At 38.2% G+C, this 24,355-nt stretch carries 24 protein-coding genes; 14 read left to right on the top strand and 10 right to left on the bottom strand.

All coding sequences use genetic code 11. From position 1 onward, the window contains the following. Nucleotides 1–22: 22 nt before the first annotated feature. The 6 genes from L1S31_RS11115 to L1S31_RS11090 all read left to right on the top strand — a co-directional run bounded on the left by L1S31_RS11115 (nucleotide 23) and on the right by L1S31_RS11090 (nucleotide 10,395). Nucleotides 23–2,464 carry a T9SS type A sorting domain-containing protein gene (locus L1S31_RS11115; protein ID WP_236464806.1) on the top strand — a complete coding sequence of 814 codons (2,442 nt, stop codon included), beginning with the start codon at nucleotides 23–25 and terminating at the stop codon, nucleotides 2,462–2,464. A gap of 197 nt (nucleotides 2,465–2,661) precedes the next feature. Next, entirely contained in the window at nucleotides 2,662–3,945 is a 1,284-nt protein-coding gene (locus L1S31_RS11110; protein WP_236464805.1) for a citrate synthase, read from the top strand. Nucleotides 3,946–4,242: 297 nt separating this feature from the next. Then, entirely contained in the window at nucleotides 4,243–6,456 is a 2,214-nt protein-coding gene (locus L1S31_RS11105; RefSeq protein ID WP_236464804.1) for a beta strand repeat-containing protein, read from the top strand. Between the two features lies 1 nt (nucleotide 6,457). Then, on the top strand, nucleotides 6,458–8,428 hold the full coding sequence (locus L1S31_RS11100) for a T9SS type A sorting domain-containing protein (RefSeq protein WP_236464803.1): 1,971 nt from the start codon (nucleotides 6,458–6,460) through the stop codon (nucleotides 8,426–8,428). Nucleotides 8,429–8,517: 89 nt separating this feature from the next. Further along, nucleotides 8,518–9,330, top strand: coding sequence for an FkbM family methyltransferase (locus L1S31_RS11095; protein ID WP_236464802.1), 813 nt, complete (start codon nucleotides 8,518–8,520; stop codon nucleotides 9,328–9,330). Nucleotides 9,331–9,444: 114 nt separating this feature from the next. Beyond that, nucleotides 9,445–10,395, top strand: a complete 951-nt coding sequence (locus L1S31_RS11090; RefSeq protein WP_236464801.1) for an arginase — start codon at nucleotides 9,445–9,447, stop codon at nucleotides 10,393–10,395. On the opposite strand, the gene L1S31_RS11085 is transcribed toward L1S31_RS11090, so the two are convergent. Together L1S31_RS11085 and L1S31_RS11080 are read right to left on the bottom strand one after the other, a co-directional pair. Beyond that, nucleotides 10,396–11,022: a peptidylprolyl isomerase gene (locus L1S31_RS11085; protein ID WP_236464800.1), complete on the bottom strand. Its 627-nt coding sequence runs from the start codon at nucleotides 11,020–11,022 to the stop codon at nucleotides 10,396–10,398. It lies immediately after the preceding gene. Nucleotides 11,023–11,036: 14 nt separating this feature from the next. After that, a complete protein-coding gene (locus L1S31_RS11080) occupies nucleotides 11,037–12,449 on the bottom strand; it encodes a GFO_1087 family putative carboxy terminal peptidase (RefSeq protein WP_236464799.1) in 1,413 nt (470 codons plus the stop codon). A gap of 122 nt (nucleotides 12,450–12,571) precedes the next feature. On the opposite strand from L1S31_RS11080, the gene L1S31_RS11075 reads away from it, so the two are divergent. From L1S31_RS11075 to L1S31_RS11060, 4 genes are read left to right on the top strand one after another with little or no spacing between them, the layout of a single operon-like run. Further along, a complete protein-coding gene (locus tag L1S31_RS11075; RefSeq protein WP_236464798.1) occupies nucleotides 12,572–13,081 on the top strand; it encodes a GFO_1088 family ECF-type sigma factor in 510 nt (169 codons plus the stop codon). Continuing rightward, nucleotides 13,068–13,517: a PG0215 family putative anti-sigma factor gene (locus L1S31_RS11070; RefSeq protein WP_236464797.1), complete on the top strand. Its 450-nt coding sequence runs from the start codon at nucleotides 13,068–13,070 to the stop codon at nucleotides 13,515–13,517. Before L1S31_RS11075 ends, L1S31_RS11070 begins: the two co-directional genes overlap by 14 nt. A 14-nt stretch (nucleotides 13,518–13,531) precedes the next feature. Beyond that, complete coding sequence (locus L1S31_RS11065) at nucleotides 13,532–14,074, top strand: GFO_1090 family protein (RefSeq protein ID WP_236464796.1); 543 nt, start codon at nucleotides 13,532–13,534, stop codon at nucleotides 14,072–14,074. Between the two features lie 6 nt (nucleotides 14,075–14,080). After that, nucleotides 14,081–14,614, top strand: coding sequence for a GFO_1091 family lipoprotein (locus L1S31_RS11060; protein WP_236464795.1), 534 nt, complete (start codon nucleotides 14,081–14,083; stop codon nucleotides 14,612–14,614). Between the two features lie 54 nt (nucleotides 14,615–14,668). On the opposite strand, the gene L1S31_RS11055 is transcribed toward L1S31_RS11060, so the two are convergent. From L1S31_RS11055 to L1S31_RS11040, 4 genes are read right to left on the bottom strand one after another with little or no spacing between them, the layout of a single operon-like run. Next, the gene (locus L1S31_RS11055) at nucleotides 14,669–15,112 is read right to left on the bottom strand and encodes a sterol desaturase family protein (RefSeq protein WP_236464794.1); all 444 of its coding nucleotides are present in this window, start codon (nucleotides 15,110–15,112) and stop codon (nucleotides 14,669–14,671) included. 4 nt (nucleotides 15,113–15,116) lie between these two features. Then, complete coding sequence (locus L1S31_RS11050; RefSeq protein WP_236464793.1) at nucleotides 15,117–15,956, bottom strand: phytoene/squalene synthase family protein; 840 nt, start codon at nucleotides 15,954–15,956, stop codon at nucleotides 15,117–15,119. Nucleotides 15,957–15,967: 11 nt separating this feature from the next. Continuing rightward, complete coding sequence (crtID, locus tag L1S31_RS11045; protein WP_236464792.1) at nucleotides 15,968–17,425, bottom strand: bifunctional phytoene desaturase/3,4-desaturase; 1,458 nt, start codon at nucleotides 17,423–17,425, stop codon at nucleotides 15,968–15,970. 46 nt (nucleotides 17,426–17,471) lie between these two features. Then, nucleotides 17,472–18,368, bottom strand: coding sequence for a MerR family transcriptional regulator (locus L1S31_RS11040; RefSeq protein ID WP_236464791.1), 897 nt, complete (start codon nucleotides 18,366–18,368; stop codon nucleotides 17,472–17,474). Between the two features lie 991 nt (nucleotides 18,369–19,359). Here L1S31_RS11040 and L1S31_RS11035 point away from each other — a divergent pair. The 4 genes from L1S31_RS11035 (at nucleotide 19,360) to L1S31_RS11020 (ending at nucleotide 21,418) form a co-directional block, all read left to right on the top strand. Then, nucleotides 19,360–20,121, top strand: a complete 762-nt coding sequence (locus tag L1S31_RS11035; RefSeq protein ID WP_236464790.1) for a hypothetical protein — start codon at nucleotides 19,360–19,362, stop codon at nucleotides 20,119–20,121. 123 nt (nucleotides 20,122–20,244) lie between these two features. Further along, the gene (locus tag L1S31_RS11030) at nucleotides 20,245–21,030 is read left to right on the top strand and encodes a hypothetical protein (protein ID WP_236464789.1); all 786 of its coding nucleotides are present in this window, start codon (nucleotides 20,245–20,247) and stop codon (nucleotides 21,028–21,030) included. A 9-nt stretch (nucleotides 21,031–21,039) separates the two neighbouring features. Next, entirely contained in the window at nucleotides 21,040–21,255 is a 216-nt protein-coding gene (locus L1S31_RS11025) for a hypothetical protein (RefSeq protein WP_236464788.1), read from the top strand. Beyond that, on the top strand, nucleotides 21,242–21,418 hold the full coding sequence (locus tag L1S31_RS11020) for a hypothetical protein (RefSeq protein WP_236464787.1): 177 nt from the start codon (nucleotides 21,242–21,244) through the stop codon (nucleotides 21,416–21,418). Before L1S31_RS11025 ends, L1S31_RS11020 begins: the two co-directional genes overlap by 14 nt. A gap of 59 nt (nucleotides 21,419–21,477) precedes the next feature. Here the strand turns inward: L1S31_RS11020 and L1S31_RS11015 are convergent, their stop codons facing one another. From L1S31_RS11015 to L1S31_RS11000, 4 genes are all read right to left on the bottom strand, one after another. After that, nucleotides 21,478–22,434: a PcfJ domain-containing protein gene (locus tag L1S31_RS11015; protein ID WP_236464786.1), complete on the bottom strand. Its 957-nt coding sequence runs from the start codon at nucleotides 22,432–22,434 to the stop codon at nucleotides 21,478–21,480. Between the two features lie 326 nt (nucleotides 22,435–22,760). Continuing rightward, nucleotides 22,761–23,111 (bottom strand): PcfK-like family protein, encoded by a 351-nt coding sequence (locus L1S31_RS11010; RefSeq protein WP_236464785.1) that lies wholly within the window; start codon nucleotides 23,109–23,111, stop codon nucleotides 22,761–22,763. Between the two features lie 11 nt (nucleotides 23,112–23,122). Continuing rightward, entirely contained in the window at nucleotides 23,123–23,299 is a 177-nt protein-coding gene (locus L1S31_RS11005) for a hypothetical protein (RefSeq protein ID WP_236464784.1), read from the bottom strand. Nucleotides 23,300–23,319: 20 nt separating this feature from the next. Then, nucleotides 23,320–23,739, bottom strand: coding sequence for a DUF6943 family protein (locus tag L1S31_RS11000; RefSeq protein ID WP_236464783.1), 420 nt, complete (start codon nucleotides 23,737–23,739; stop codon nucleotides 23,320–23,322). Between the last annotated feature and the right edge of the window lie 616 nt (nucleotides 23,740–24,355).

Genomic DNA, 24,355 nt, shown 5'->3' with positions numbered 1-24,355 from the left:
CGGAATAAAACAAAACCGAATCATGAAAAAAGTATTTTACATTTTAGCGTTATTCACAGCTGTTGCCAACGCACAGATTGTCACCATTCCCGACGCCAATTTTAAGGCAAAGCTTTTACAGGCTGATACGATCAATTCGATTGCGCGAAATACGGGTGGAATTGCCATTAAGATTGATACTGACAATGACGGCGAAATCCAGGTATCGGAAGCTTTGACAGTTGCCCAACTGCAGTTAACGAATTCCAATATCTCTGATCTTACAGGAATTTCCGCTTTTAGCAATCTTTTGATATTAAACTGCGATACTAATAACCTGAACAGCCTTGACGTCAGTGCCAATACGAATCTGCAATCGTTGTCGGTATTTGCAAATGGATTGACTTCATTGGATGTGAGTAATTTGACAGCGCTTCAGGGTTTGACCTGTAGCAATAATTTTTTGACCAGCTTAGACGTTAGTAATTTACCGGTTCTATATAGTTTATCCTGCAATGCTAATCAGCTTGCGTCATTGAATGTAATTGGTGATGCCAGCCTGCAAACCATTTATTGTAGCAACAATCAGCTTACTAGTTTAGATGCAGGTAATTTGACTGCATTGACTACTTTGAGTTGTTATGATAATCCAAATTTAGCCTCCTTAAATTTAGTAGGAAATTTAAATTTGAGGAATCTGACTTGTCAGAATGGCCAGCTTACCAATTTAGATTTAAGAAACCTGAATTCTTTAATAAGTGTTAATTGCAGCAACAATCTTTTGACTGAAATACTATTAGGAAATAATAACGGTATGAGTGATCTTAACTGTAGCCGTAATCCTTTAACAGCGTTTAATGTCAATGGCTCCAGGATTGGAATCCTATACATAATGGATACTCTGATAACAAACCTTGACTTATCCAGTGACCCCATTTTGTATCATCTTTACCTTTCTAATAATCCAGTGGAATATATTAATCTAAAAAATGGACAAAATGTTTTCATCTCTTTTGCAGGAAGCAATCCCAACCTTCGATTTATATGTACTGAGGAGTCAAACATAGCGAGCCTTCAAACGCAATTGAATTCTTTTGGTTATGTGAACACGGTATGCAATTCCTATTGCTCATTTGAGCCAGGAGGAAACCATAATACCATTAACGGAACTGTAACCTTTGATGCAAATAACAACGGATGTGATTCGAATGATATCTTCCAGCCGAACATAAGAGTAGGCATTACCAACGGACCAAATTCAGGGGCAAGTTTTACAAGCAACAATGGAAATTATATATTTTATGCCTTAACCGGAAGTTTCACGATTACGCCAAACATAGAAAATCCGGCATGGTTTAACTTTACTCCGGCTTCGGCAGTGATTCCGTTTGGCAATACCAATAATAATAATGTAACCCAAGACTTCTGCCTCAGTGCGAATGGCATCCATCCTGATGTTGAGGTTGTTGTTGCTCCTGCAGGGAATGCAAGACCGGGTTTCAATGCCTACTATAAAGTAGTATTCAAGAATAAGGGAAATCAAACGCTGTCAGGAAATGTAACCTTCAATTACGATGATTCGGTTTTGGATTTCGTTTCTTCAGATGTACCTCCAACTTCCCAATCGTTTGGTACACTAAATTATAATTATACTAATTTACTACCTTTTGAAAACAGGAGTTTTTACATTGCGTTGCATGTGAATGCTCCAACAGATTCACCAGCTGTAAATATTGGTGACCATTTGGTTTTTTCAGGAACAGTCGATCCGGTTGACGGCGATGAAAATCCATCAGACAACGCATTCCAGTTTCAACAAACGGTAAGTGGTGCTTTTGACCCGAATGATATTACCTGTATTGAAGGAGACATTGTTTCGCCTGCTCAAATTGGGAATTACCTGCATTACATTATTAATTTTGAAAATACAGGAACAGCGGATGCCGAAAATATTGTCGTTCGCGATGTCATTGATGTCAATCAGTTTGATTTGAATTCATTGCAACTAATGAATAGCTCTGCGCCCGTTACTGCAAGGCTTACAGGGAATGTTGCCGAGTTCATCTTCCAAAACATCAACCTGCATTCAGGAGGCCATGGAAACATCCTGTTGAAAATGAAAACCAAGAATACCCTTGTCGAAGGAAATACAGTAAGCAAAAAAGCCAGCATCTATTTTGATTATAATTTCCCTGTCGATACCGCATTGGAAAACACCACTTTCCGATCGTTGAGCAATTCTGATGTAGAAGATGATGCATCAATTTCAATTTATCCAAACCCAAGTAAAGGAACTGTCAACATCAATTGCAGCAATATGATTAAATCAGTTCAGCTGTACGATGTTCAGGGACGACTATTGCAAACCAGTTTAATCAACGAAAATCAGGCAGTAATTGACATTTCAAATCAATCTGTTGGGGTTTACTTCCTGAAAATCATTTCTGATAAAGGAATGGGAGTGAAGAAAATAGTTAGAGAATAAGTTAGTAAATTTAAATTGAAGAACTCACGACATGCCATCGTGAGTTTTTTTTATTCTTAAAATTAGCGAAGGCGTTGACCTGCAATATTTATCAAATAATTAACGAAAACGTTGTCATAATTCTTTTTTATTTCGTTCCCAATTCGTTAATTTTGTCGAATTAATGATTTTATTAAGATTTATTCCCATTTTATATCATGTCTAAAACAGCAATATTAGAATTTGATGGCAACAAATATGAGTTTCCGGTAATCGTAGGAAGCGAAAATGAAGCAGCTATCGATATTGACAAATTACGTGCTCTGACCGGCGCAATCACTCTTGATCCTGGTTATAAGAACTCGGGTTCCTGTAAAAGTGACATCACTTTCCTTGACGGTGAAGAAGGAATTCTTCGTTACAGAGGTTATGCCATTGAAGATTTAGCCGAAAAAGGAAATTTCCTTGAAATCTCTTATCTGGTTATTTTTGGTGAACTGCCAACAAAAACGCAGTTGACACAATTTGAAACCGATATCAGGAAGTATACGTTGGTTAACGAGGAAATGAAGAACATCATTGATGGTTTCCCAAAAACGGCACATCCAATGGGAGTATTGTCTGCATTGACTTCGGCCTTGACAGCTTTCAACCCGAAAGTGGTAAATGTGGAAAACGACGCTGAGATGTATGAAGCCATTTGCAAAACCATGGGTAAATTCCTTGTAATTGCAACCTGGACTTACAGAAAGATGATGGGATATCCTTTAAATTATTATGACAATACTATTGGTTATGTTGAAAATTTCATGCAGTTGATGTTTAAACTCCCAACAGGACCTTACGCTTCAAACCCGGTTGTAGTCGATGCTTTGGATAAATTATTTATCCTTCACGCAGACCACGAACAAAACTGTTCAACATCAACAGTAAGAATCGTTGGTTCTTCCCACGCAGGATTATTTGCTTCGATTTCGGCTGGTGTTTCAGCACTTTGGGGACCATTACACGGAGGAGCTAATCAGGCAGTATTGGAAATGCTTGAAGCGATTCAAAAGGATGGTGGAGATTCTGCCAAATACATGGCAAAAGCAAAAGATAAGGATGATCCATTCCGTTTAATGGGATTTGGTCACAGGGTTTACAAAAACTTTGATCCAAGAGCAAGGATTATTAAGAAAGCTGCAGATGAGGTTTTGAAAAACCTTGGCGTAGACGATCCAATTTTAAGGATTGCTAAAGAATTGGAAGAAGCAGCTTTGGTTGACGACTACTTCGTATCAAGAAAATTATATCCAAATGTTGATTTCTATTCAGGGATTATTTACCGTGCTTTAGGAATTCCAACCGATATGTTTACCGTTATGTTTGCCATTGGGCGTCTACCTGGATGGATTGCACAATGGAAGGAAATGCGTATCAATAAAGAACCAATCGGAAGGCCAAGGCAAATTTATACAGGCTACCCATTGCGTGATTTTGTTTCAATGGATAAAAGATAAGTATTTACGATTCAATATTTTAAACTTAACTCCTTGCTTTCGGCAAGGAGTTTTTTGTTTACAGAAATTACGGTTTCCCGTAAATAAAGGGTTAAGCTACTGTAAAGGGAATTTTAAAATGTAGGATAATATCTTATGCAAAATGTGAAAATTGGTATTTCATCGATTATATATGTATTTTGTAGATTTTTATAAAAAAACAATATACATTTGATTTGTCAAAGTAGCAGAACAAAAATCAAAAAATTATAGGAGTCTTTAATTGATTTTTTAATTTTTAAATGTTCTGTTATGAAAATGAAAACTACTTACCTTTTTACAATTGCAGCTCTTCTTGCAATTACTTTTTCATCAAACGCGCAAACAGATAACATCTTCTTAGGAGACAATGCTGGAACGGAAAACACAGGAAGCTTTAGCTTAGGAATCGGAAAAAATGCACTTAGCGAAAACAGTGGCAATAGCAATATTGGTATTGGTATTGGCGTACAGAGTTTTTCTTCCGGTGGTTTTAACTGCGCTTTAGGAAATGGATCTTTGGCCTCCAATAGAGAAGGACAGTTAAATTCCGCGTACGGAACCAGGACATTGGTAAATAATATTACAGGTTCAAGGAATATTGCTTTCGGGCATAGGACTTTAGAGGCAAATGTAGATGGAAGCAATAACACGGCTGTTGGTTATGGTTCATTATTGTTCAACGTCGGAAGCAGCAATGTTTCTATCGGAAGTGCTACACCAAGGAATTTATTAACAGGAGACAGCAATATTTTCCTGGGAACAGAATCGGCCATTAACCTGCAACACGCAAGCAATAATGTATTTATTGGAAATAGGGTAGCTGTGGACAGAAACCCATCTACTCCTTTTTTCGCTGGGAACGACACTAATAAATCAATCATCATTGCCGACGGTACCGGAGACCAAAGAATTTTTATTGGCAGAACCGGTAATATGGGCATTGGCTTAGGGAACAATATAATTCCATCAAACAAACTCGATGTAAAAGGTGGTGTTGTCATTGGTAAAAGTTTTACCCCAAATGGTTCAGCTCCGGGAGCAATTGCTCCTAACAGTGGATTGTTAGTTGAAGGTAATGTTGGGATTGGTACATCTTCACCACACAATAGGTTGGAAGTTGCATCAGGAGCAAATGGCAGCTCTGGGCTTAGATTTACCAATTTAACGAGTAGTTTTAATAATGTTACCGTTCAGCAGGGGAATAAATTCCTAAGCGTGAATGCCAATGGTGATGTTGTTTTGCAAAAAGTTTCGAATGCTGTTGAAACAAATACATTGACATCCAATGCCAACATCATGACCAGTAATGTAAATGATATTATAGATACTGCAAACATCGTTAATTCGATTTCCAACACAATTACACCAAGCCGCCAATTGATTACTACTGTAAATGGTGTTGCAAGTGCTCCGGTTACTTTACCATCTCAGATACAAACCATTTCACAGTCTGGAAACACAGTAACGCTTTCTCAAGGAGGTGGCTCCATAGTACTGCCAACTTTCAACGATACTGATAGCCAGTCTTTAACATTGGCAGGAAATGTGTTAACCATTTCAAATGGAAATAGTGTAACACTTCCATCACAAACACTAACACAAACCGGAAATACGGTTTCGCTTTCCAACAATGGAGGTTCTTTTACATTACCAACATTTACAGATAATGACGGACAATCTTTAGCATTGGCAGGTAACGTTTTATCAATATCGAATGGAAACAGCGTGACGCTTCCTGCAAACATCCCTCAGACGCTTTCACAAACCGGAAACACCGTAACGCTTTCGCAAGGTGGAGGTTCATTTACGCTTCCAACCCAAACACCTCAAACACTGTCACAGACCGGAAATACAATCACACTTTCTAACGGTGGAGGTTCCTTCACAATGCCAACAACCAGCGTTGTTGCCGGAACAAATGTAACGGTTACAGGAAACGGTTCTGCTGCGACACCTTATCAGGTGAGTTCAACAGATAAAAGCATCTATGCTGATAACGGAACCATCAATGCTGCTACAACAATCAGTGGCAATAGAATTGTTTATATGAACAACAGCAACCTTTGGTTTAATGGTGCGAGCAGTGAATCCAACGGAAAAGTTTACATTGGTTCAACTGCGACTTATCCAAACACCACAGGAAATTACAGATTGTTTGTAGAAGGCGGAATATTGACTGAAAAAGTTAAGGTAGCGCTAAGAAGTACAGCAAACTGGGCAGATTATGTTTTTGAAAAAAATTACGATTTGATGCCATTGAAAAACGTTGAGGAGTATATCAATACACACAAACATTTACCTGGAATCAATTCGGCTGCCGATTTATCTAAAAATGGATTGGATTTAGCAGAAATGCAGGCCAAACACATGGCTAAAATTGAAGAATTGACATTATACATTATCCAGCAAAATAAGGCAATTGAACAAAATACTAAAGATATACTAGAATTAAAAAAGCAAATACAAGCATTAACCGCTAATCAAGATTGATATGAACAAGGTATTAAAAACACTGATAGTTTGTGCTATTTGTTTTCATTCGGGTATCATATCAGCACAAATTAATGAGTATTTGAATTCTGAAAACAGTAGGATTTCAAATGCAGCTAAGATTGAGGTTGAGGTCAACAAATTCATTGCCGATAATTTCAATGATTATGAATTATCCCAGGAAATTACCGATGAGGTAATCCAGCATTTGAAAAGCGAGGAAGATTTCACGGACTCTGAACTTAAAAACGCCATTCGCAACACCAAGATTGTGGAGTTGAGGAAATTATTCTTTATCCAAAATCCGGATAAAAAGGACAGTTATTTTGCACGTCCAATTCCGCCAACATTGCAACAAACCTGTGTTAATGGTGATTTTGAAAACGGAACCGCGGGATATTCCTTCTGGTCTGATCCGCATCCGCAACCCGCGTCTGGAGAAGCTTTTTTCCTTTCGTGTGCGACACCAACTTCGCAAACGGCAACCAATATGGTTACGCCGGCAGTCAATGATATGAATGCCACGATAACCTATTTGGATAATACAGCTCCGGGATACCAACAGTATGACCCAACGTTGGCCGGTTTGGGTGTAAATGTTCCAACTATTTTTCCCTCTTTTGGAGGCAATAAATGTATCAAACTGAATAATGAAGCAGGTTTAGGTTCTTCTGACCAAACGACGGTTTCGCGATATTTTCCAAACATAAACCAGTCTACGATTGATTTTAATTTTTCGTTGGTAATGGATAACAAACCGGCACATGGCCAGCCTATTCAGCCTTTTTTCAGGGTTCGTGTGTTGGATCAGTTTAATAATGTAGTGGACGAAATCTGTATCATTGCAAATCCCGATAACTGTTTGTTTAATGTTATTTATGTTAGCGACAGGCGTAGGGTTCTTTACACCGATTGGATTTGTGCCCGATTGAATGTTGGGGAAATCTTGAATCAACCCGGAACTATCGAATTCACCGTAAGTGACTGCCAGCCTTCAGCACACTTTGGAACAGTTTATATTGACAATATCTGCGGAAGCGTTTGCGCCACGCCACAATTGGGAGCACTTAACACAGAGCCAACAAATATTGATTGTCCCGATGTAGTGGGTAACACACCAATCCAGGTTTGTGGTACCTATCAACCACCGGTTAATGCAACATTAAGCTCGATTGTATTAAACATAATACAGCATGATGTCATCATCGGAACCATTAATGCACCAACAACACTTACGCCAAGTACATTCTGTTTTACCGTTTTACCGAGTCAGTTGGGGGCAAATCCAAGCGGGAATTTTGAATTCCAGATTGATGCCAATTTCAATGTCAACTGTCCGGCCGGAACATTTGTTTATACGATATCCGATAATTCTGCAAACATTGGCCCCGATGTAACCTTTGATAATTGCTGCCAGCCTATATTATCGCTGGCTTCACCTGCCGATGATGTCAATAATTTAGCTTCTACTGTTGTCAAGAAACGGGAACGATCGAATTGGATTAAGGCCGCGAACATTGTATCCGTTGGTGATAATGCATTGTCGAATGGAGTAGTGTACCATGCCGAAAATTATGTAGAACTCAATCCGGGATTTGAAGCACTTGCTGGAGCACAGTTTATGGCATATCCTGAAGGCTGTACATCAAACTATGTCTATAAAGGAGCACCACAGATTGTGGCAGCAAACCAGCCAAAAATCATAGAAGAAACAGTCAACTTAATCAGAGTGAGCCGCGACTTTGCTATCATTCCCAATCCTACAAATGGCCTGACCCAAATTGTAATGAAAGACGGTCAGTTTGGTAAGGTGAGCGTAGTTACGATTGACGGAAAAATAGTTGATGAGTATAATATTGAGAAAACAGATAAAACCCAAATCGATGTTGGTCGTTATGCGAATGGCATCTATATCATAAATGTTACCTCTGACGACGGAAAACTATACACGAAAAAGTTAATTAAAAATTAGTTAGTTTAGTTAATCGTTTTTAATGAAAGAAAGCTTCTCCTAATGGGGAAGCTTTTTTATATTTGCCTTTCATTCAATTCAAATGGTTTATGTCCTTAAAGAAAAAAGTCAAAAAAACGCTGAGTTATATTGTTCCCAAAGGATATGCAAAGGAAAGGATAAAACTGTTTTTTTATGGTTTATTCCAAAAAAAAGGAATTTCTTTTGAAATCATCAAGAAAAGTAAGGATAAGGTAATTTACAAGACGACTTTTGGCAAAACCACTTTATTGACGAATGAAGCGTTGTATCCCATAGCAGATGATTTTAATTATTACCAACATTTTTACAAAACCAAAGAGAATGACATTGTCGTTGATGCCGGAGCCAATTTTGGTCACATCGCTATCTTTCTTTCCAAACAAGTAGGAGCAAATGGAAAAGTATACTGCTTTGAACCGGACAAATTCAATGTAGAACGTTTAAACAGCAACAGGCAGCTCAACACCGATTTATTCGATAATATCTTAATCGAAGATTTGTTATTGTGGAATGAAAATATTTTGGTCGATTTTGAGGAAGCTGGAACTGTTGGCTCTTCTGCAGTTTGGTTTTCAGATAATGCCAATGTCGTAAAAAAGCAGGCAGTGACCCTTGACAGCTGGGCAGAAAAATTGAAACTATCCCAATTGAATTTCATTAAAATGGATATCGAAGGTGCCGAAATTGAAGCTTTGGATGGTTGTGTAGAAGTGATAAAACAATTCAAACCCAATTTTGCCATTGCGTCCTATCATATTGTAAATGGAGCACCGACTTACATCAAAGTTGAGGAGTTTTTCAGGAAAATGAATTATCCTTATAAGACTGTGACTTTTAGGGGAAATGAGATAATTACTTTTGCAGGTTTGGGCATCGCATAATTTTAATAAATACTTATAAACAAAGCTTCTCATAATTGGGAAGCTTTTTTATATTTGTCCATTATGAAATCGTTGTAGTACTGAAAATGTACTTCCGGTTCGAATCAAACTTTTATGCATAAGAATATTGTTTTCTTAATCAACAAATCCGAAATTACAGCAGGCTCACGCGGCGCATCTCTTGGCCCCGAAGCCATAATAACAGCAGCAAGAAGAAAAGAAAGTGCCATTTTTGGTGAAAATCAAACCCAAAAAATTGAGAATGCCAATCATCTTTTAGATTTTCCTGCAAGGCATAAATTTGCCAAAAGAATTGATGGTTTAATTACCATTTACCAGGAGATTCACAAAAAGGTTTCTTCGCTTTTATCCAATGATGATTTCCCAATACTATTAGCGGCAGACCACGGTTCGGCAGGTGGAACCATAGCCGGAATAAAATCAGCCTTTCCGGATAAGCGATTAGGCGTAATCTGGATTGATGCGCATGCCGACATTCATACACCCTACACGACACCAACAGGCAACATGCACGGAATGCCTTTGGCTACAGCCTTGAATATCGATAATTTGGAATGCAGGGTAAATGATGTTTGTGAAGAAACGGTTTTGCTTTGGAATCAATTAAAAAATATTGGTAATATTTCCCCTAAAATTTTACCTGAAGATATTGTATACATTGCGGTTCGCGATACAGAAGAACAGGAAGACTGCATTATCCGGGAACTCGGAATCAAAAATTATCCTGTTGCAGAATTACGTCAAAAAGGAGTTTCAGCAGTCATTGATGAAATAAGCTTAAAACTTAATACTTGTGATATTATTTATGTTTCATTTGATGTGGATTCGATGGATCCTGATTTAACTTCTTACGGAACAGGAACTCCGGTTAAAGATGGTTTGTCGCCTCAGGAAGCGGAAGAAATTTTGGTGGCTTTGGCAAAAAATCCTAAAACGGTTTGCATCGAAGTGGTTGAGGTGAATCCGTGCCTGGATGACAAAAAAAACACCATGGCTGAGGTAGCGCTTGGTTTGATTGAATCGGTTGTTAAGACTTTAAAATAATCATTTGCCTTTTAAGATATAAGCCTTTTTTATAGAGTCCAACTTTGGGAATAACGCTAAATATTTTTTGCGGTTTGGACTTACCGAATCATAAGCGTCCAATGGTTTATTGCCGTATTCAGGATAAAGTTTTTCCACGACTTCCATACCATTTATTACCTTTCCAAGGACAGGAAATCCGGTAACATCACTATAATGTACCGTATCCAAACGTGAATTGTCCTTAAGATTGACGAATAAATCATTTCCGCGGGTTTCCTTTCCTGCCCGTGCAAAACTCACATAACCCTTGAGATTGCTTTTCAGAACAGGTTCATCGGGCACTTTAAACTTTTCCCATTTCTTGGTAACTGTCGTATCAATATTGCCAAACTGCACCACAAAATTGGGCACAACCCTATAAAAAAGGACATTGTCATAAAAATGATGCGTCAGTAATTGATGCAGGCGATCTGCAGCCAATGGAGACCATTCCCGTGTTACTTCGATATCAAAGTTCCCTTTCGAAGTTTCAAAACGGGCAACAAAGGTTGGAGGCGCAGTTTGCTTAGTCCATTCAGGATTGAAAGTCGATTTGCTGCAACAAATCAGAAAGCTGGCGGTAATTAAAAGCAGTAGGTATTTCATACTATAAAAAGTTGCTATCGATGCTCAACATACATTTCACTTCGCAACGGATTGATTGATTTGGCATCCGTAAAGTCCCTGTTAATTACAGCAGGAACCTGAGGCAGCATTTTTCCGCTGGCAATAATCTGGTTTATGGCTGCATTCAGTAAAGGCTCATTTACATCGCCCAAAATCCCTAAATCATTTAGGTTTTCCGGTAAAAGGATTGTTGGTGCGATTCCGGCTGTGTAATCGCCAAAACCATTTTTGTCTACAACTTTCAGTACTATGGGCTGCATTGCATATTTGTGGTGCGGATTCACATTAGTTTTGGTATAAGTTGGTGAGTCATACATGGTTATCGAACCTACATTTTTACCAGTTGTCAAGTCCCCAATCTGCACTACATCTATATAGGGTTTTAAACAATTAACCACTAATTCGCTGGCAGAAGCAGTGGCTTTTGTAGTCAAAATATAAACCTTGTTGAGATGCAGTCCGTTTAAGCCTGAAAAAAATTTATTTTCCAACGAACCCGGACTATTGGCTAGAAAATAGGACTGCGCCTTATCATTCCATTGTTCTTTGGCAAATAATTGGCCTGTGAACTGTCCGGTAATCATACTTGCCAGTTTGGTTGCCGTGGCTACAGAACCACCGGAATTATAACGCAGATCCAAAACCAAATCAGTTACGTTTTGCGACACCAGGGAACCAAAAGCAGTATTTAACTGTCCATCATAACTCGAATAGAATCCATTATACATCAGATAGCCAATATTGTGCGTTCCCTGATTGATAACGGTGCTCATTAAAATAGGATTTTCGGCCAGATTGGTTTTGGTCAAAGTTACTGATTGCCCATTTGGTGTTAGGGTAACAACACCTGCATTAATGCTGTAATCTGCCAAGTTTATGGTGTAAGTATTGGCTGCTAATAGCGTTTTGTAATTGTCGTTTGTCAATGGAACTCCATCAATGGCATAAAAAATATCTCCACGATGAATATCTTTGGTTGCAGCATCAGAATTTGGAATAATATAACGTACCCAGCCAAATACCGTGGTCTGACTGGTATCGGTATACTTTAAACCGTAATCCATTCCGTTGTTTAATGTATTTCCCGAAAGCACTCCTTCAAGCACAGTATAATCGCTGTAAATCACGCTAAAACGATCGATGGCTGATGCAACACGAAGATGGTTGAATAAGTCGACCGGAGATGCATATGCTTCCAAAAAAGTATTCAGTTGGGTTTGATTGGCAAAGCGGTCATCGGCTAAATCAGGAACATCTTCCTGCCATAAATAATACAGATTCATTCCTTTCCAAACAAAATCATTTATCTCGAGAGCAGCAGGAACATCATTGTCATCTTTGTCATCACAGCCATAAGAAATTGCAAACAGCAACAGGAGTAGCGATGAAACTATAATCTTTTTCATAACGGCATTTTATTTTAATAAACGTAAATTTACTAAGTTTAGATGGATAAATGTATTTTGTTTGTAACAAATAAAAATGTCTTTCGTCTAGACCTTACAACCAATAACCAAAAGTAGTTTCAATGAACCAAAATGAGTTTATGCAACTTGTAAATCCTTTTAAGGATAAGCTTTTTCGGGTAGCAAAGCGATTGCTTGTGAGCACTGAGGAAGCAGAAGATGCAACTCAGGAAGTTTTGGTGAAATTGTGGAACCGAAATGAAAGTTTGGATGAATATAAGAGTGTGGAAGCGGTAGCGATGACAATGACCAAAAATTATTGTTTGGATCAATTAAAATCGAAGCGCGCAGGCAATATGAAAATTGTCCACAATAATTTCACTGACAGGGAAGCAAGCCTACAGCAAAAGGTTGAAGACAGCGACACCTGGAGTTGGGTTGAAAGAATAATGAATGATTTACCGGAACAGCAAAAGCTGATTGTTCAAATGAGGGACATTGAGGAAATGGAGTTTGAGGAAATGAGCAAAGTCTTAGAAATGAATGAGCAGGCTATACGTACGGCATTATCAAGAGCACGAAAATCGATAAGAGAAAAAATGATAAAAACACATCATTATGGCATTGGATAGAATAGAAAAAATACTGGAAAAATACTTCGAGGCACAAACCAGCATTGCTGAAGAAAAGGAATTAAAGGATTATTTTAATTCGCCGGATGTTGCGCAGCATTTGGAACAATACAAGCCAATGTTTGTTTATGCCGTCCAGGCAAAACAAGAGCAGTTTACCGCAACGATTCCATTAAAAACTAATAAACGCAAAAGCGTAGTTTGGTTATCTGTTGCCGCATCTGTGGCAGTTTTACTTGGCGTGGGTTTATTTACTTTCAATCATTACAATCAGCCTGAGCAGGAAAATTTAGGCACGATCAATGATCCCGAGATAGCTTTCAGGGAAACACAAAAAGCACTGGCAATGATTTCGGAAAGCGTAAATAAAGGTATCGGAAGTATGGGTTATTTAAATGAATACGAACAATCAAAAAACAAAATTTTTAAAAAATAAATTAATTGGAAATCATGAAGAAAATATTTTTAACATTAGTATTGGTTTTAACTGCAAATACCTTTTTTGCTCAAAGCGTTTTTGACAAATTTGACGGACAGGACGATATTGCAACTGTAATTGTCAACAAGAAAATGTTTACGATGCTTGGCAAAATGGAGGCTAAAGACAAAGAGACACAACAATACGTGAATCTTATCAAGAAATTGGACAACCTTAGGGTATTTGTTACGGAAAGCGATAAGAAAGCAGACGAAATGAGAGCTGTTTCAGATAAATACATCAAATCATCCGCATTGGACGAATTGATGCGTATGACCGAAAAAGGTAAAAGCGTAAAAATCTATGTGAAATCGGGAGCTTCTGAATCACAAATCAAGGAATTATTGATGTTTGTTGATGGAGCTGGACCAAAATCCCAATCGGTTTTAATGTCATTAACGGGTGATTTTGACCTGAATGAGCTTTCGGTTTTAACCGATAAAATGAATTTACCTGGTGGTGACGATTTGAAAAAAGCATCAAAAGGCTCCAAAGGGCCTAAAGGTCAAAAATAAGAAATCATGAGGATAGCATTTTACACGGTTGTATTGGTTTCATTATTCCTTTCAGGTTGTAATAGCGAGCCATCACTTCAGAAGTATTTTGTAGAAAGCTCTGAAAAGAAAGATTTCATTAGTGTCGATGTTTCTCCAAGTATCATCAACATGGACAAAACAAAGCTAACAGCTGAACAAAAAACCGCTTTAGAATCTTTTGACAAAATGAATATTTTAGCATTCAAACTGGATGACAAAAATAAAGCGCAATTTGAAGCCGAAAGCCAAAAAGTAACTCAAATACTTAAAGGGAAAGACTATCAGGAACTGATGAAGTTTGGTTCAGGTAAAGATGCTGCTTCCGTGAGTTTTGTGGGAGATATGGACCATATCAACGAGTTTGTGTTTTATGCTAAAAAGAAAGAAAACGGATTTGCAGTCATTAGGATTTTAGGCGATGATATGAATCCGAATAACATTATGAACATGATTTCCTTATTGAAAGATTCAAAATTGGATATGGAACAATTAAAACCACTACAAGGTTTGATTAAATAATTTTATTAGAGGTAGTTATTTTAAAAAGAAAGTCCTGAAGAAATTCAGGGCTTTTTATTTTTTAAAGTATTTCCACGGTACTACAAGCATTCCAAAGCATTCACCTTCTTCCTTACCCAAATGTTTATGGTGCATTTTGTGAGCTCTTCTAACTGCTCTTGCATAACGATTGTTCGCATTACGAAACAATTTAAAACGCTGATGGATAAAGATGTCATGAACTGTAAAATAGGCCAAGCCGTAAGCAAATATTCCCAACCCAATTGCCAGCCCTATTTCCAAAATGTCATTCTGCCAAAGTAAAAAGAACCCAATGCTTACGACAGCATAAAATATAAAAAAGGCATCGTTACGCTCAAACCACGAATCATGGTCTTTTTTATGATGGTCGGCGTGCAGGTTCCACAAAAAGCCATGCATCACATATTTATGGCTAAACCACGCCATGAATTCCATAATGCAGAAGGTAAGTATAAAAACGAATATATTCAGAAGCATGACTTTACAATAAATTCAAACGATAGTTAACATAACACTTAGCCAAAAGCCCAAACTTTTCATAATCCGGAACACGGATCCGGGTGTTCTTGATTTCAACCGATGGTGTCTTTTTTAATTTGGACAATAATTTTTTATAATAAACATAAGCTGTATAAACCCCAAATTTTGCTTCCAAAGGTAGTTTTAATATTCCCTGGAAACCCGCTTCAAAATCGGCTTCAATTTCCCTGATGATGTCTTGTTTCGAACATTCATCCAAACATGATAAATCGGTGTTGGGAAAGTAAGTCCGGTTCAGTTCCTCATAATCCGTTTTCAGGTCACGCAGAAAATTTACTTTCTGGAATGCAGAACCCAATCGCATTGCGGCGTGTTTTAATTCGCTAAATTTAGTATCATCGCCATTTACAAAAACCTTTAAGCACATCAGGCCTACAACATCAGCCGAGCCATAAATATACTCATTGTATTCCTCAAACGATTTATATTCCGTTTTTTGTAAATCCAATTTCATGCTACCCATAAAAGAATCAATCATGGTTTTTGGGATATTGTATTTATGGACCGTATGCTGAAAAGAATTAAGCACAGGATTTAAGCTGATTTTTTTCTCCAAAGCACTTTCCAGATCTTTCTCAAACATTTCGAATAACTTTTCCTTGTCATAATCATGGAACGTATCTACAATTTCGTCAGCAAAACGCACAAATCCATAAATGTTATAAATATCCTGCCGGATGTTTGGTGCCAACATTTTTACAGCGACAGAAAACGATGTACTATAGGATTGCGTTACATTCCTGCTACAATCAAATGATATTTTGTCAAAAAGTGATTTCATGCCTTGTAAAATTAAGTTTTGTTTATAAGTTCGGATACGAGTTTTCCTGATATTAATGCTGGCGGAACACCAGGGCCAGGAACGGTTAACTGCCCTGTAAAAAAAAGATTCTTAACCTTCCCGCTTTTCAATTTGGGCCTTAAAAAAGCGGTCTGCAGTAAGGTATTGGCCAAACCGTATGCGTTCCCTTTATACGAATTGTATTCCTTTATAAAATCATTTACACAAAATGATTCCTTAAAAAGGATTTTATCCCTCACCGATTGTTGTGTCAGTCTTTCAAATCGGGAAATGATTTTTTCAAAATATTCCTCCCTTAGTGCTGAAGTATCTTCTAGTCCAGGAGCTAAAGGAATTAGGAATATTGCTGCTTCCTTTCCTTCAGGAGCAGCATCTGCATCAGTTTTTGATGGAAAACTGGCATAGAATAAAGGCTCCTTTGGCCATTGTGGGTCGTCATAAATTGCACGCGCATGCAGGTCAAAATCAACATCAAAAAACAAACTATGATGTTCTACGTTTTTTATTTCCGAATCAAAACCAACATAAAATAGGAGTGAAGAAGGTGCAAAGGTCCGATTCTCCCAATAGCTTTCAGAATAAACGCGGTATTTCTGATCCATTAAACTTTCACTGTGATGATAATCGGCACCGCTCAGGATAATATCGCCTTTGACAATTTCACCATTTACAACCAGCGCATTGGCAACTCCATTTTCAATGATTATTTTTTCAATAGTAGAGTTGGTGTTTATCATAACACCAAGTCCTTTGGCCAACTTTTCCATTGCCAAAATAACACTGTACATTCCTTTTTTTGGATGCCAGGTTCCCAAACCAAAATCAGCAAAATTCATAAAATTATAAAATGAAGGTGTGTCAGAAGGTTTTGCTCCTAAGAAAAGTACGGGGAATTCTAGGATTTGGATTAGCTTCGGGTTGTTAAATTTCCTGCGAATGTCTTTCGATATGTTCCCAAAGAACTGATTCATTTTTTTTATGGTCTCAAGGGTAACCAATTCCAGTGCAGAAATTCCAGGCCGGTAAACCAAGTCTTTAATGGCAATTTCGTAATTACTCTGGGCTTCTGCCATAAAACTGGCGAGTTTATAACCACTTCCTTTCTCGATGCTCTCAAATGTCGTTATGATTTCAGGAAGATTGTCGGCAATGGTCACAAAATCATTTACACCAAAATACACCTGATATGCAGGTGACAGCTTTTTGAGTTCATAATAGTCTGATGGCTTTTTGCCAAAATCGGCAAAGAAACGTTCAAACACATCGGGCATCCAATACCAGGTTGGACCAATGTCAAAAGTAAATCCGTCACGCTTTAACTGCCTCGCCCTTCCACCAATGGTAGCGTTTTTTTCATAAACGGTAACTTCATTCCCTTGCTGAGCCAAATAACATGCAGCGGCAAGTGAAGCAAATCCGGAACCGATTATTTTGATTTCTTTTTTCATAGTGTTTAACAAAAATACAAAAAAGTTAAACAAAAATGATATTAAATCATAAATTATCCACTAACCCTTTGATGGAATTAAATGTAGTGATTTTTGACGAGAAAAGATGGCTCTCAATGTATTGCGTAGCCCTTCCAATGGTCCAAAGTTGCGAGGTTTCATCGAGGATCTCCTCTTCCACTTTTTTGATATAATTGTTGATCTCACTTATCTTGGGCTCTACAGTCATGTAACTGATGTAGGTTATGTTGTCAAAATACCGCTTCAAATCTTTCAGGCAGAATATCGGAATGTTGCTGCCAAGGTAAATTGTCTTGTAACCTTGGCTGAGGATTTCGTAGTTGATAAACATCAGGCCCAGTTCGTGGATTTCATGCAAAGGAAGGTAAAGCACAAAAATCCGGTTTGTTTTATAATGTTCCCTAACCTGGACTTTCTCCGTTTCCGATAAAATTTTTTGTTTAATCAGATAGGAAATGAAATGTTCATGCGCCGGACTAATTGTATCTGTCTGCCAAAGCAGCCCCATTTCATTGACTAGCGGAAGGAAAACTTCGTAAAAAACTTCCCGAAATGACTTTTCAGCAAGCAAATTATTGTAAGTTGTCATGAACAGCGTTTGGTCAAAATTGATCATTGCCATTTTAAACGAACTGATTGCCTGGTTTTTAAAGCTTTTGTCAGTTATAATCTCATTGACCAACTCAGGAATTCGCTCTTTGGATAGTTTGGCAATATTCGAAATTTTATAACCATGTTTGTGCAGTAAAGTAATGTTTAAGAGCTTTTGAAGATTAGCAATGTCATACAAACGGATATTGGTTTCAGTACGCATTGGCTCCAAAACCTTATAGCGCTTTTCCCAAATACGGATCGTATGCGCTTTGATTCCCGAAAGATTTTCGAGGTCCTTAATGCTGAAAACACTTTTAATATTGTTCATCGTTTGCTGAAACTAGTTAAACAAAATTAGCAAAATTATTTTAACAGCAGTAATAGGTTTTTAATAGGGATTAGGAGCGGAACCTTTTGCGTTTTTACACCATTGCTCCCGCCATCCGCACTACATGGTAGTTTGCTGCTGTCGGGGCTATTGGGACGTTTTGATTTCCTTCAAAATGAAAAGCAAGTATTGAACCAGGTTTGAAAATAAAAACCATCAAGCTTGCTTGATGGTTTTGTACCTGAAGCCCACTGGGCTTCCTCCTTTTAATTTCAAATGTGACCACGGTGGGATTTGAACCTTATCTGTAGTGCCTTTGTTTTATAGGCTTCACAATGTCATATTTTTGATGTACCCCGAATTATACCCCTATCAGCTTAATTCGTTTTATGCTTTTTTGACTTCATAAAAGTACAAAATCCAATGATAACTACAAAGTAATTCATTAAATAATCGGGCTAATTATTGAACTGGTTGAGTAAATTTTTAGAAGTGCTGCAGTCTTTTCGCTGCTCATTTTTTTATCCAACTATGCAACGCACTACATGCTCTATTTTAAGACCGGTATATTCACAGAACTCCTCTATCGAGATCAGATGGTGGGGTTCTTTGTTTAAATGCTTTTTAATCTTCACTAAATACATTCTGGCCTGTGCATATTCCTTTCCCATGATGCGCTGCACGTCTTTTGGATAGATACATACCCTGACGCTGTTCGGAATCATAATTATCCCCTTTTTATACTTTAAGTATGCCTTTGCCTAGTCTTTGATACGGAGCAAAGGAGTGATACAAATCTATGCATTTTTTGCAAATCCACGTAGGCTAAAATAGTCGAATATGTGCGGTTATGTATGGTTACCAACGCCCACTATTTGAATTGTGATTTTAATGTCTGAACCTTTGATTAAATCATTCGGGATTTAGTTGCAACGATTAACGAAATGAAAGTGAAACGTGAAAATGAGTATTAATCAAAAGTTTAGAAATTATGGCAAGACAGAAAGGCATAATTAAATTAAAAGGTACTATCGGTGGTATTACCTTTTACAAGACTTCGCAAGACGGGCATCTTGCCCGCGAGAAAGGAGGTATCGAAAAAAGTAGGATTGAAAGTGATCCTGCGTTTCAAAGAACGCGTGAAAACGGTTCTGAGTTTGGAAGGGCTGGGAAGGCCGGAAAATTGCTTAGGACTGCATTGAGGGCTTTACTGTTGAATTCTGCCGATGGCAGAATGGTTAGTCGATTAACCAAAGAAATGGTAAAAGTGATCCAGGCTGATTTAGTCAGTGAGCGTGGTTTGAGAAACGTAATTGACGGTGAAGCAGAATTGCTGGTTGGATTTGAGTTCAACATCAGGGGTAAATTAGGCACAAGCCTTTATGCTCCTTTTACCAGTGCAATTGACCGTGTTTCGGGAGAGATAACTGTGGATGTTCCATCGTTTGTTCCTGTTAACATGATTGCTGCTCCATCGGGTACTACACATTTTAAGATTATTTCGGGAGGTGCGGAAATTGACTTTGAAGCAGAAACCTTTGTTGTTGAAACTTCGGAGACTGCTATTTTACCTTGGGATGCGAACGCCACTGTTGCGATAGCACATACAAACCAAGTTACGGCAGCGAGCACCAAACCTTTATTCCTTGCGTTGGGAATTGAGTTCTATCAGGAAGTCAATGGTCAGATGTATCCACTTAAAAACGGTGCATTCAACCCATTGTCAATCTCAAAAGTTGACAGTGGCGTTTAACGGTTATCATTAACCAAAAGTAAAATCCTAAAACGTCTTTTAGGTCAGTTAAGTCGGTAACAGTTGGGCCCACTGTCCGATAACTGGAATACATTATTTAATCAATCTTAATTTTTATTAAACATGAAAACAAATTTTATATCAAATTTGAAACGCTATGCGTTTATTACTCTCGCCGTATTAGGCGCATTTGTTGGCTATTCACAGTCCACACAAAATCCGTCGATTGGAGGAAGTAAAACTCCAAGTACAGATCCATTTGGTCAAATATTAGATATTGGAGGTTCACAAGGAGCGCCACGTGATACAGCGGGTGGGATGATTGTCCTATCACAAAAAACACAATGCATATTTGCTTATCCAAATGATATTGGTGGTGGGGGGAAAGGAACTAACACTGGCGGAGATACCGGTCAATTAAATGACGACGTTGATCCCTACGATATTGGTGGACGAGGTACTAACACGGGAACAGGTACAGGAGAATTCGCATTACTGACTGACACCGGAGGTGGGAGAGGAACTTCTTCAGATACAGGACAAAGAACTGATCCAACCTATACCAATCCCATGGATACCGGTGGAAATGGCGGTGTAGTTATTGGCAGACCTGAACTTTCGTTGGAGTACATTCCGGGTGTAGGATGCTTGGTTGATACTGGCGGACGTGATTCCGGTGGTGGATTGCTAAACAATCAAAGTGCTGATATTGGAGGCGGGAAAAGTTCTGATACAGGTTTAGGTCAGATAACAGTCGCTGATACAGGTGGACGAAATGGTCGCGGAACATCAACAACTGGAGATTATGGAGATGACAATGATGATGATGATGATACCGGCGGCAGGGGTTCAAGCGGAACGACAGGCGAAGTTCCCGAATCTTATGCGTGTCTTAGTGCCCTAAACTAAAACGAGGCAATGAAAATTGTCGAGCAAGTGAAAGCACCTACGCCTAAATTTTTTAAGGTGCTTCGCAACATTGGTTTGGTTTTGGCCGCGGTCGGCGGAACTATCTTAGCTGCTCCTGTAGCCTTACCTGTTGCAGTTACAACCGTTGGAGGTTATCTGATAGTCGCTGGTGGTGTCGCCTCTGCAGTCAGCCAATTAACAACCGAGAAAAATGTCATCGAATAACGAAACCTTCTTCGGCACGGTTGGTGGAACATTTTTAAGTATTGTTCCAAATATCCAGTCTGCCGATATCGTTAAGACAATCGTTTTGGCTGCCGTCGGGGCGGTTGTAAGTTTCTCGATTTCATTGATCTTAAAGTGCTTGATTAAAAAGCATAAAAAGTAATTCGGGATTGAATCCCGAAAAATTAGAAAGCCAAGTCGTGAGACCTGGCTTTCTTCATTTTAAGCGGCTTTCATCCGATTTTGGACTTGGTGCAAATTCCTCTTCATAATTGAGAGGATTTGTTTGTTGTGTTTGGATGCCTTATTGCCTCTTCCCCTTGACTGAAGCACTTCAAAATTTTCAAGCGAGAGCTGAATTGTTTCTGTTGGTATGCCATCGACCTTTGCAGACAATATGAGCGAGTTTTGTTTTTTATAGTATTCATTGGTAAACACGCAATGATTGTGGTAACATCCCTCTTCTAGAAATTCTTTAACAGATTCGATTACACTTATAGAAATATTCTTTTCGCTAAAAATAAGCCCGAAAAAGTGCTGTTTGGCTTTTAAGTAATGTTTTTGATTTTTGCCAATTTGCTTTTTATTTTCCTCAAAGGTCATTTTCATAATTTCCTTTTGCTTCCTTGACATCAGTTTATCGTGCGCCTTTCTCAAATCTATCGGACAAACGTATTTAGCGCTTTTTAAGTCCTTCCAATAGTATTCCAATAATTCAAGGTAGTCAACCCATAGTTTGGCATCGGTAACAATATAATTGTTACGAATGCAGATTTTTAAGGCACCCCAGATTTTGCCGTCCTTCTTAATTGGATTGTTGCGGATATGATAATATAATAAATCTATCTGATTGCATTTAAGCAAGGTTTCTGCAACGTTATCATTAAGAAGTTCACAAAGTAGGATTTGCGGTGCGATTCCATGAAATTTGCCATTAAAACCATTCCGCTTGATTATTGGCAGCACTTTTAGTTTGGGCTGAACGAAAGACGGTGTTAATCTCAATCGTGGCGTATCATAATTTGGTTTTAGAGACAAATCACTACTGATAACCCATTGGTCTATATACATTGACAGCCCCATAACATTTTTTGACATATAGCGCATGCTTCCGTCAGACATTATAAACATCTGCATTACCTCATGGGCAAAATACGAAGGTTTTTGCAACTTCTTCATCGTTTTACTAACGCAAACCATTCGCACAATTTGAAAATCCTGTTCTGTTGTTACAATCTGATAATAGTCTGTTTCTTTTAGACCGTTAGCATACCTATCCGTAAGTTGCAATTTTCGAGAACAATTTGGACAGGTTACTTTTGGATTTTGATGACGGTTCAAGTCTTTCCAACTATGTCCACATTCCAAGCAAAAAATAGTATTTCTTGATAATACTGCACAGTCTGAAAAGCATTTGCTAAAGGCAAGCTGGTGTTGTTTCTTCGTTATAGCCGGAAGGCTATCGCTAACCGTAACGATTGCATGTTCTAATTGAGATTTTGGTTTCATATAAATAAGGTTGTTTGATTGGCATCGATATTTTTGGAAGCGCATTTAGGATTTGAAACTGCTTTTTGAACAGGAGCTGCAAGTGGCTGATTGATGAAAACACGGGCGGAAATCTTTTCACCTACTACAATCGTATCTTCATCGTAGTAGTGGATTGCCATGCTGTAGATTTCATCATCGGCAAAACCCTGCCGACCGCTTTTCTTTACAGTATTTAAAATATAGGTGGCACAGTCGTCGATGTTTTTATTTGGTTTTTCCATTGTTTTGGCAAATAAATCATCGTGTGATGCCAATTGCTCTAAGTATCCTTTGACGGCTTCTTTGAATGGGTCTTTGTTTTCCATGGCGCATCAGATTAGCATTGACATTGATTTAAGGTAACTTCTTCGATGACTACTTTTGAATTATTAGAGTACAAATCGTGGTACTTTGCACAATCAGTTGCTTTGCTACGGCTGTCGAATACTCCGAAGAAAACCCTTGAAGATTTGGTTTTCCATTGGTCTGTTTGGTAGAGAATAAATAGTGTCATAATATTTGGCGTTTAAATTATTATTTGCAGTACCGGTGCAGGATAACCCTGCGCATATCATTAATTAGATTGATGTTCTGTTGAAAATTGTTAGCCTGCTGTTCAAGCAACTGCAAGGCTTTAACATCTTTTTGATGCTGCTCAAAATCGGCTAGCATTTCATCGACTTTACTTGAAAACTCTTGTATGAAATCATGGATTCGCAAAAATGGAATCACAGAACCGACAAGGTTGCGGTGCCAAAATTTGGACTGCCAAAGGCTGTAGGTTATCCAAAAAATGCTTTCGCAATCCTGTTCGTTTTCAAAAATGACAACAAAGCTGTTGGTGAATGGCTCTTTACAAGGCTTTCCGCTGTTTAGCCCTTTGTTCAGAATAAACAAATGCGGTTTCAGATAGCTAATGCCTTTTTTATGGGTCTTGATAATGTAATTCTTCATGGCTTCGATTTAACGTGAGGTGCGTCGCTACAATTGCTCACAGCTTTTATATCTGTTTTCTCGGTGTTCGCGAATTCCGCTTCGCTACATTTCGCACACATAATTTTTCAAAAGAAAAAAAGAGAAAAAAGAAAGCCATCAGTTGAAGTGGAGGGTTTCAAAAAAGCAAGTTTTTTTGAAATTTTTTTCATCGGGAGTAAGGGTTAATTGAACAATGGGGTGAAAAAAAATTCAAAGAACCGGAGGCCTGAACTTGCTTTTTTGAATACCTGGAACTTAGTTTTGCAGTCTTTTTTATCTCTTTTTTATTTTGGATAAATTGACTATTTGTCCGGGGAAAGGGTGTAAAATTTTTTGGGCCTGATAAAATTGCCAACAGACCCATTAAACTTCTTTTTATTAGGCACGGAAATTTTACACTCTTTCTTGGGGTTGATTTTTGAGGATGCCAGGACGGCTAACAAAAAGGTGATTTTCGGGCTAAAATAAAAGAGCAATTGAAGATGGGAAGCATCTTCAAAAAACAATGCATGATACTACCTAGTGAGACGGGGCAGCAGCGCGGGCAAGTGTGCCATTTTTTATTTGCTGAAGAAAAGGTTGTGATTGCTTTGTC

Source organism: Flavobacterium wongokense, from assembly GCF_021608265.1.
Taxonomy (GTDB): Bacteria; Bacteroidota; Bacteroidia; order Flavobacteriales; family Flavobacteriaceae; genus Flavobacterium; species Flavobacterium wongokense.
Note: the sequence above shows the minus strand (reverse complement) of the source record. Positions and strands in the feature narration are given on the sequence as shown.

What these genes read in the sequence shown, in the direction of transcription:
- L1S31_RS11050 (WP_236464793.1), bottom strand. Translation starts at nt 15,956, where the DNA reads ATGAAATCACTTTTTGACAAAATATCATTTGATTGTAGCAGGAATGTA.
- L1S31_RS11030 (WP_236464789.1), top strand. Translation starts at nt 20,245, where the DNA reads ATGAAAACAAATTTTATATCAAATTTGAAACGCTATGCGTTTATTACT.
- L1S31_RS11115 (WP_236464806.1), top strand. Translation starts at nt 23, where the DNA reads ATGAAAAAAGTATTTTACATTTTAGCGTTATTCACAGCTGTTGCCAAC.
- L1S31_RS11110 (WP_236464805.1), top strand. Translation starts at nt 2,662, where the DNA reads ATGTCTAAAACAGCAATATTAGAATTTGATGGCAACAAATATGAGTTT.
- L1S31_RS11055 (WP_236464794.1), bottom strand. Translation starts at nt 15,112, where the DNA reads ATGCTTCTGAATATATTCGTTTTTATACTTACCTTCTGCATTATGGAA.
- L1S31_RS11020 (WP_236464787.1), top strand. Translation starts at nt 21,242, where the DNA reads ATGTCATCGAATAACGAAACCTTCTTCGGCACGGTTGGTGGAACATTT.
- L1S31_RS11095 (WP_236464802.1), top strand. Translation starts at nt 8,518, where the DNA reads ATGTCCTTAAAGAAAAAAGTCAAAAAAACGCTGAGTTATATTGTTCCC.
- L1S31_RS11105 (WP_236464804.1), top strand. Translation starts at nt 4,243, where the DNA reads ATGAAAACTACTTACCTTTTTACAATTGCAGCTCTTCTTGCAATTACT.
- L1S31_RS11090 (WP_236464801.1), top strand. Translation starts at nt 9,445, where the DNA reads ATGCATAAGAATATTGTTTTCTTAATCAACAAATCCGAAATTACAGCA.
- L1S31_RS11070 (WP_236464797.1), top strand. Translation starts at nt 13,068, where the DNA reads ATGGCATTGGATAGAATAGAAAAAATACTGGAAAAATACTTCGAGGCA.
- L1S31_RS11080 (WP_236464799.1), bottom strand. Translation starts at nt 12,449, where the DNA reads ATGAAAAAGATTATAGTTTCATCGCTACTCCTGTTGCTGTTTGCAATT.
- L1S31_RS11100 (WP_236464803.1), top strand. Translation starts at nt 6,458, where the DNA reads ATGAACAAGGTATTAAAAACACTGATAGTTTGTGCTATTTGTTTTCAT.
- L1S31_RS11085 (WP_236464800.1), bottom strand. Translation starts at nt 11,022, where the DNA reads ATGAAATACCTACTGCTTTTAATTACCGCCAGCTTTCTGATTTGTTGC.
- L1S31_RS11010 (WP_236464785.1), bottom strand. Translation starts at nt 23,111, where the DNA reads ATGGAAAACAAAGACCCATTCAAAGAAGCCGTCAAAGGATACTTAGAG.
- L1S31_RS11065 (WP_236464796.1), top strand. Translation starts at nt 13,532, where the DNA reads ATGAAGAAAATATTTTTAACATTAGTATTGGTTTTAACTGCAAATACC.
- L1S31_RS11035 (WP_236464790.1), top strand. Translation starts at nt 19,360, where the DNA reads ATGGCAAGACAGAAAGGCATAATTAAATTAAAAGGTACTATCGGTGGT.
- crtID (WP_236464792.1), bottom strand. Translation starts at nt 17,425, where the DNA reads ATGAAAAAAGAAATCAAAATAATCGGTTCCGGATTTGCTTCACTTGCC.
- L1S31_RS11040 (WP_236464791.1), bottom strand. Translation starts at nt 18,368, where the DNA reads ATGAACAATATTAAAAGTGTTTTCAGCATTAAGGACCTCGAAAATCTT.
- L1S31_RS11060 (WP_236464795.1), top strand. Translation starts at nt 14,081, where the DNA reads ATGAGGATAGCATTTTACACGGTTGTATTGGTTTCATTATTCCTTTCA.
- L1S31_RS11075 (WP_236464798.1), top strand. Translation starts at nt 12,572, where the DNA reads ATGAACCAAAATGAGTTTATGCAACTTGTAAATCCTTTTAAGGATAAG.
- L1S31_RS11000 (WP_236464783.1), bottom strand. Translation starts at nt 23,739, where the DNA reads ATGAAGAATTACATTATCAAGACCCATAAAAAAGGCATTAGCTATCTG.
- L1S31_RS11025 (WP_236464788.1), top strand. Translation starts at nt 21,040, where the DNA reads ATGAAAATTGTCGAGCAAGTGAAAGCACCTACGCCTAAATTTTTTAAG.
- L1S31_RS11005 (WP_236464784.1), bottom strand. Translation starts at nt 23,299, where the DNA reads ATGACACTATTTATTCTCTACCAAACAGACCAATGGAAAACCAAATCT.
- L1S31_RS11015 (WP_236464786.1), bottom strand. Translation starts at nt 22,434, where the DNA reads ATGAAGAAGTTGCAAAAACCTTCGTATTTTGCCCATGAGGTAATGCAG.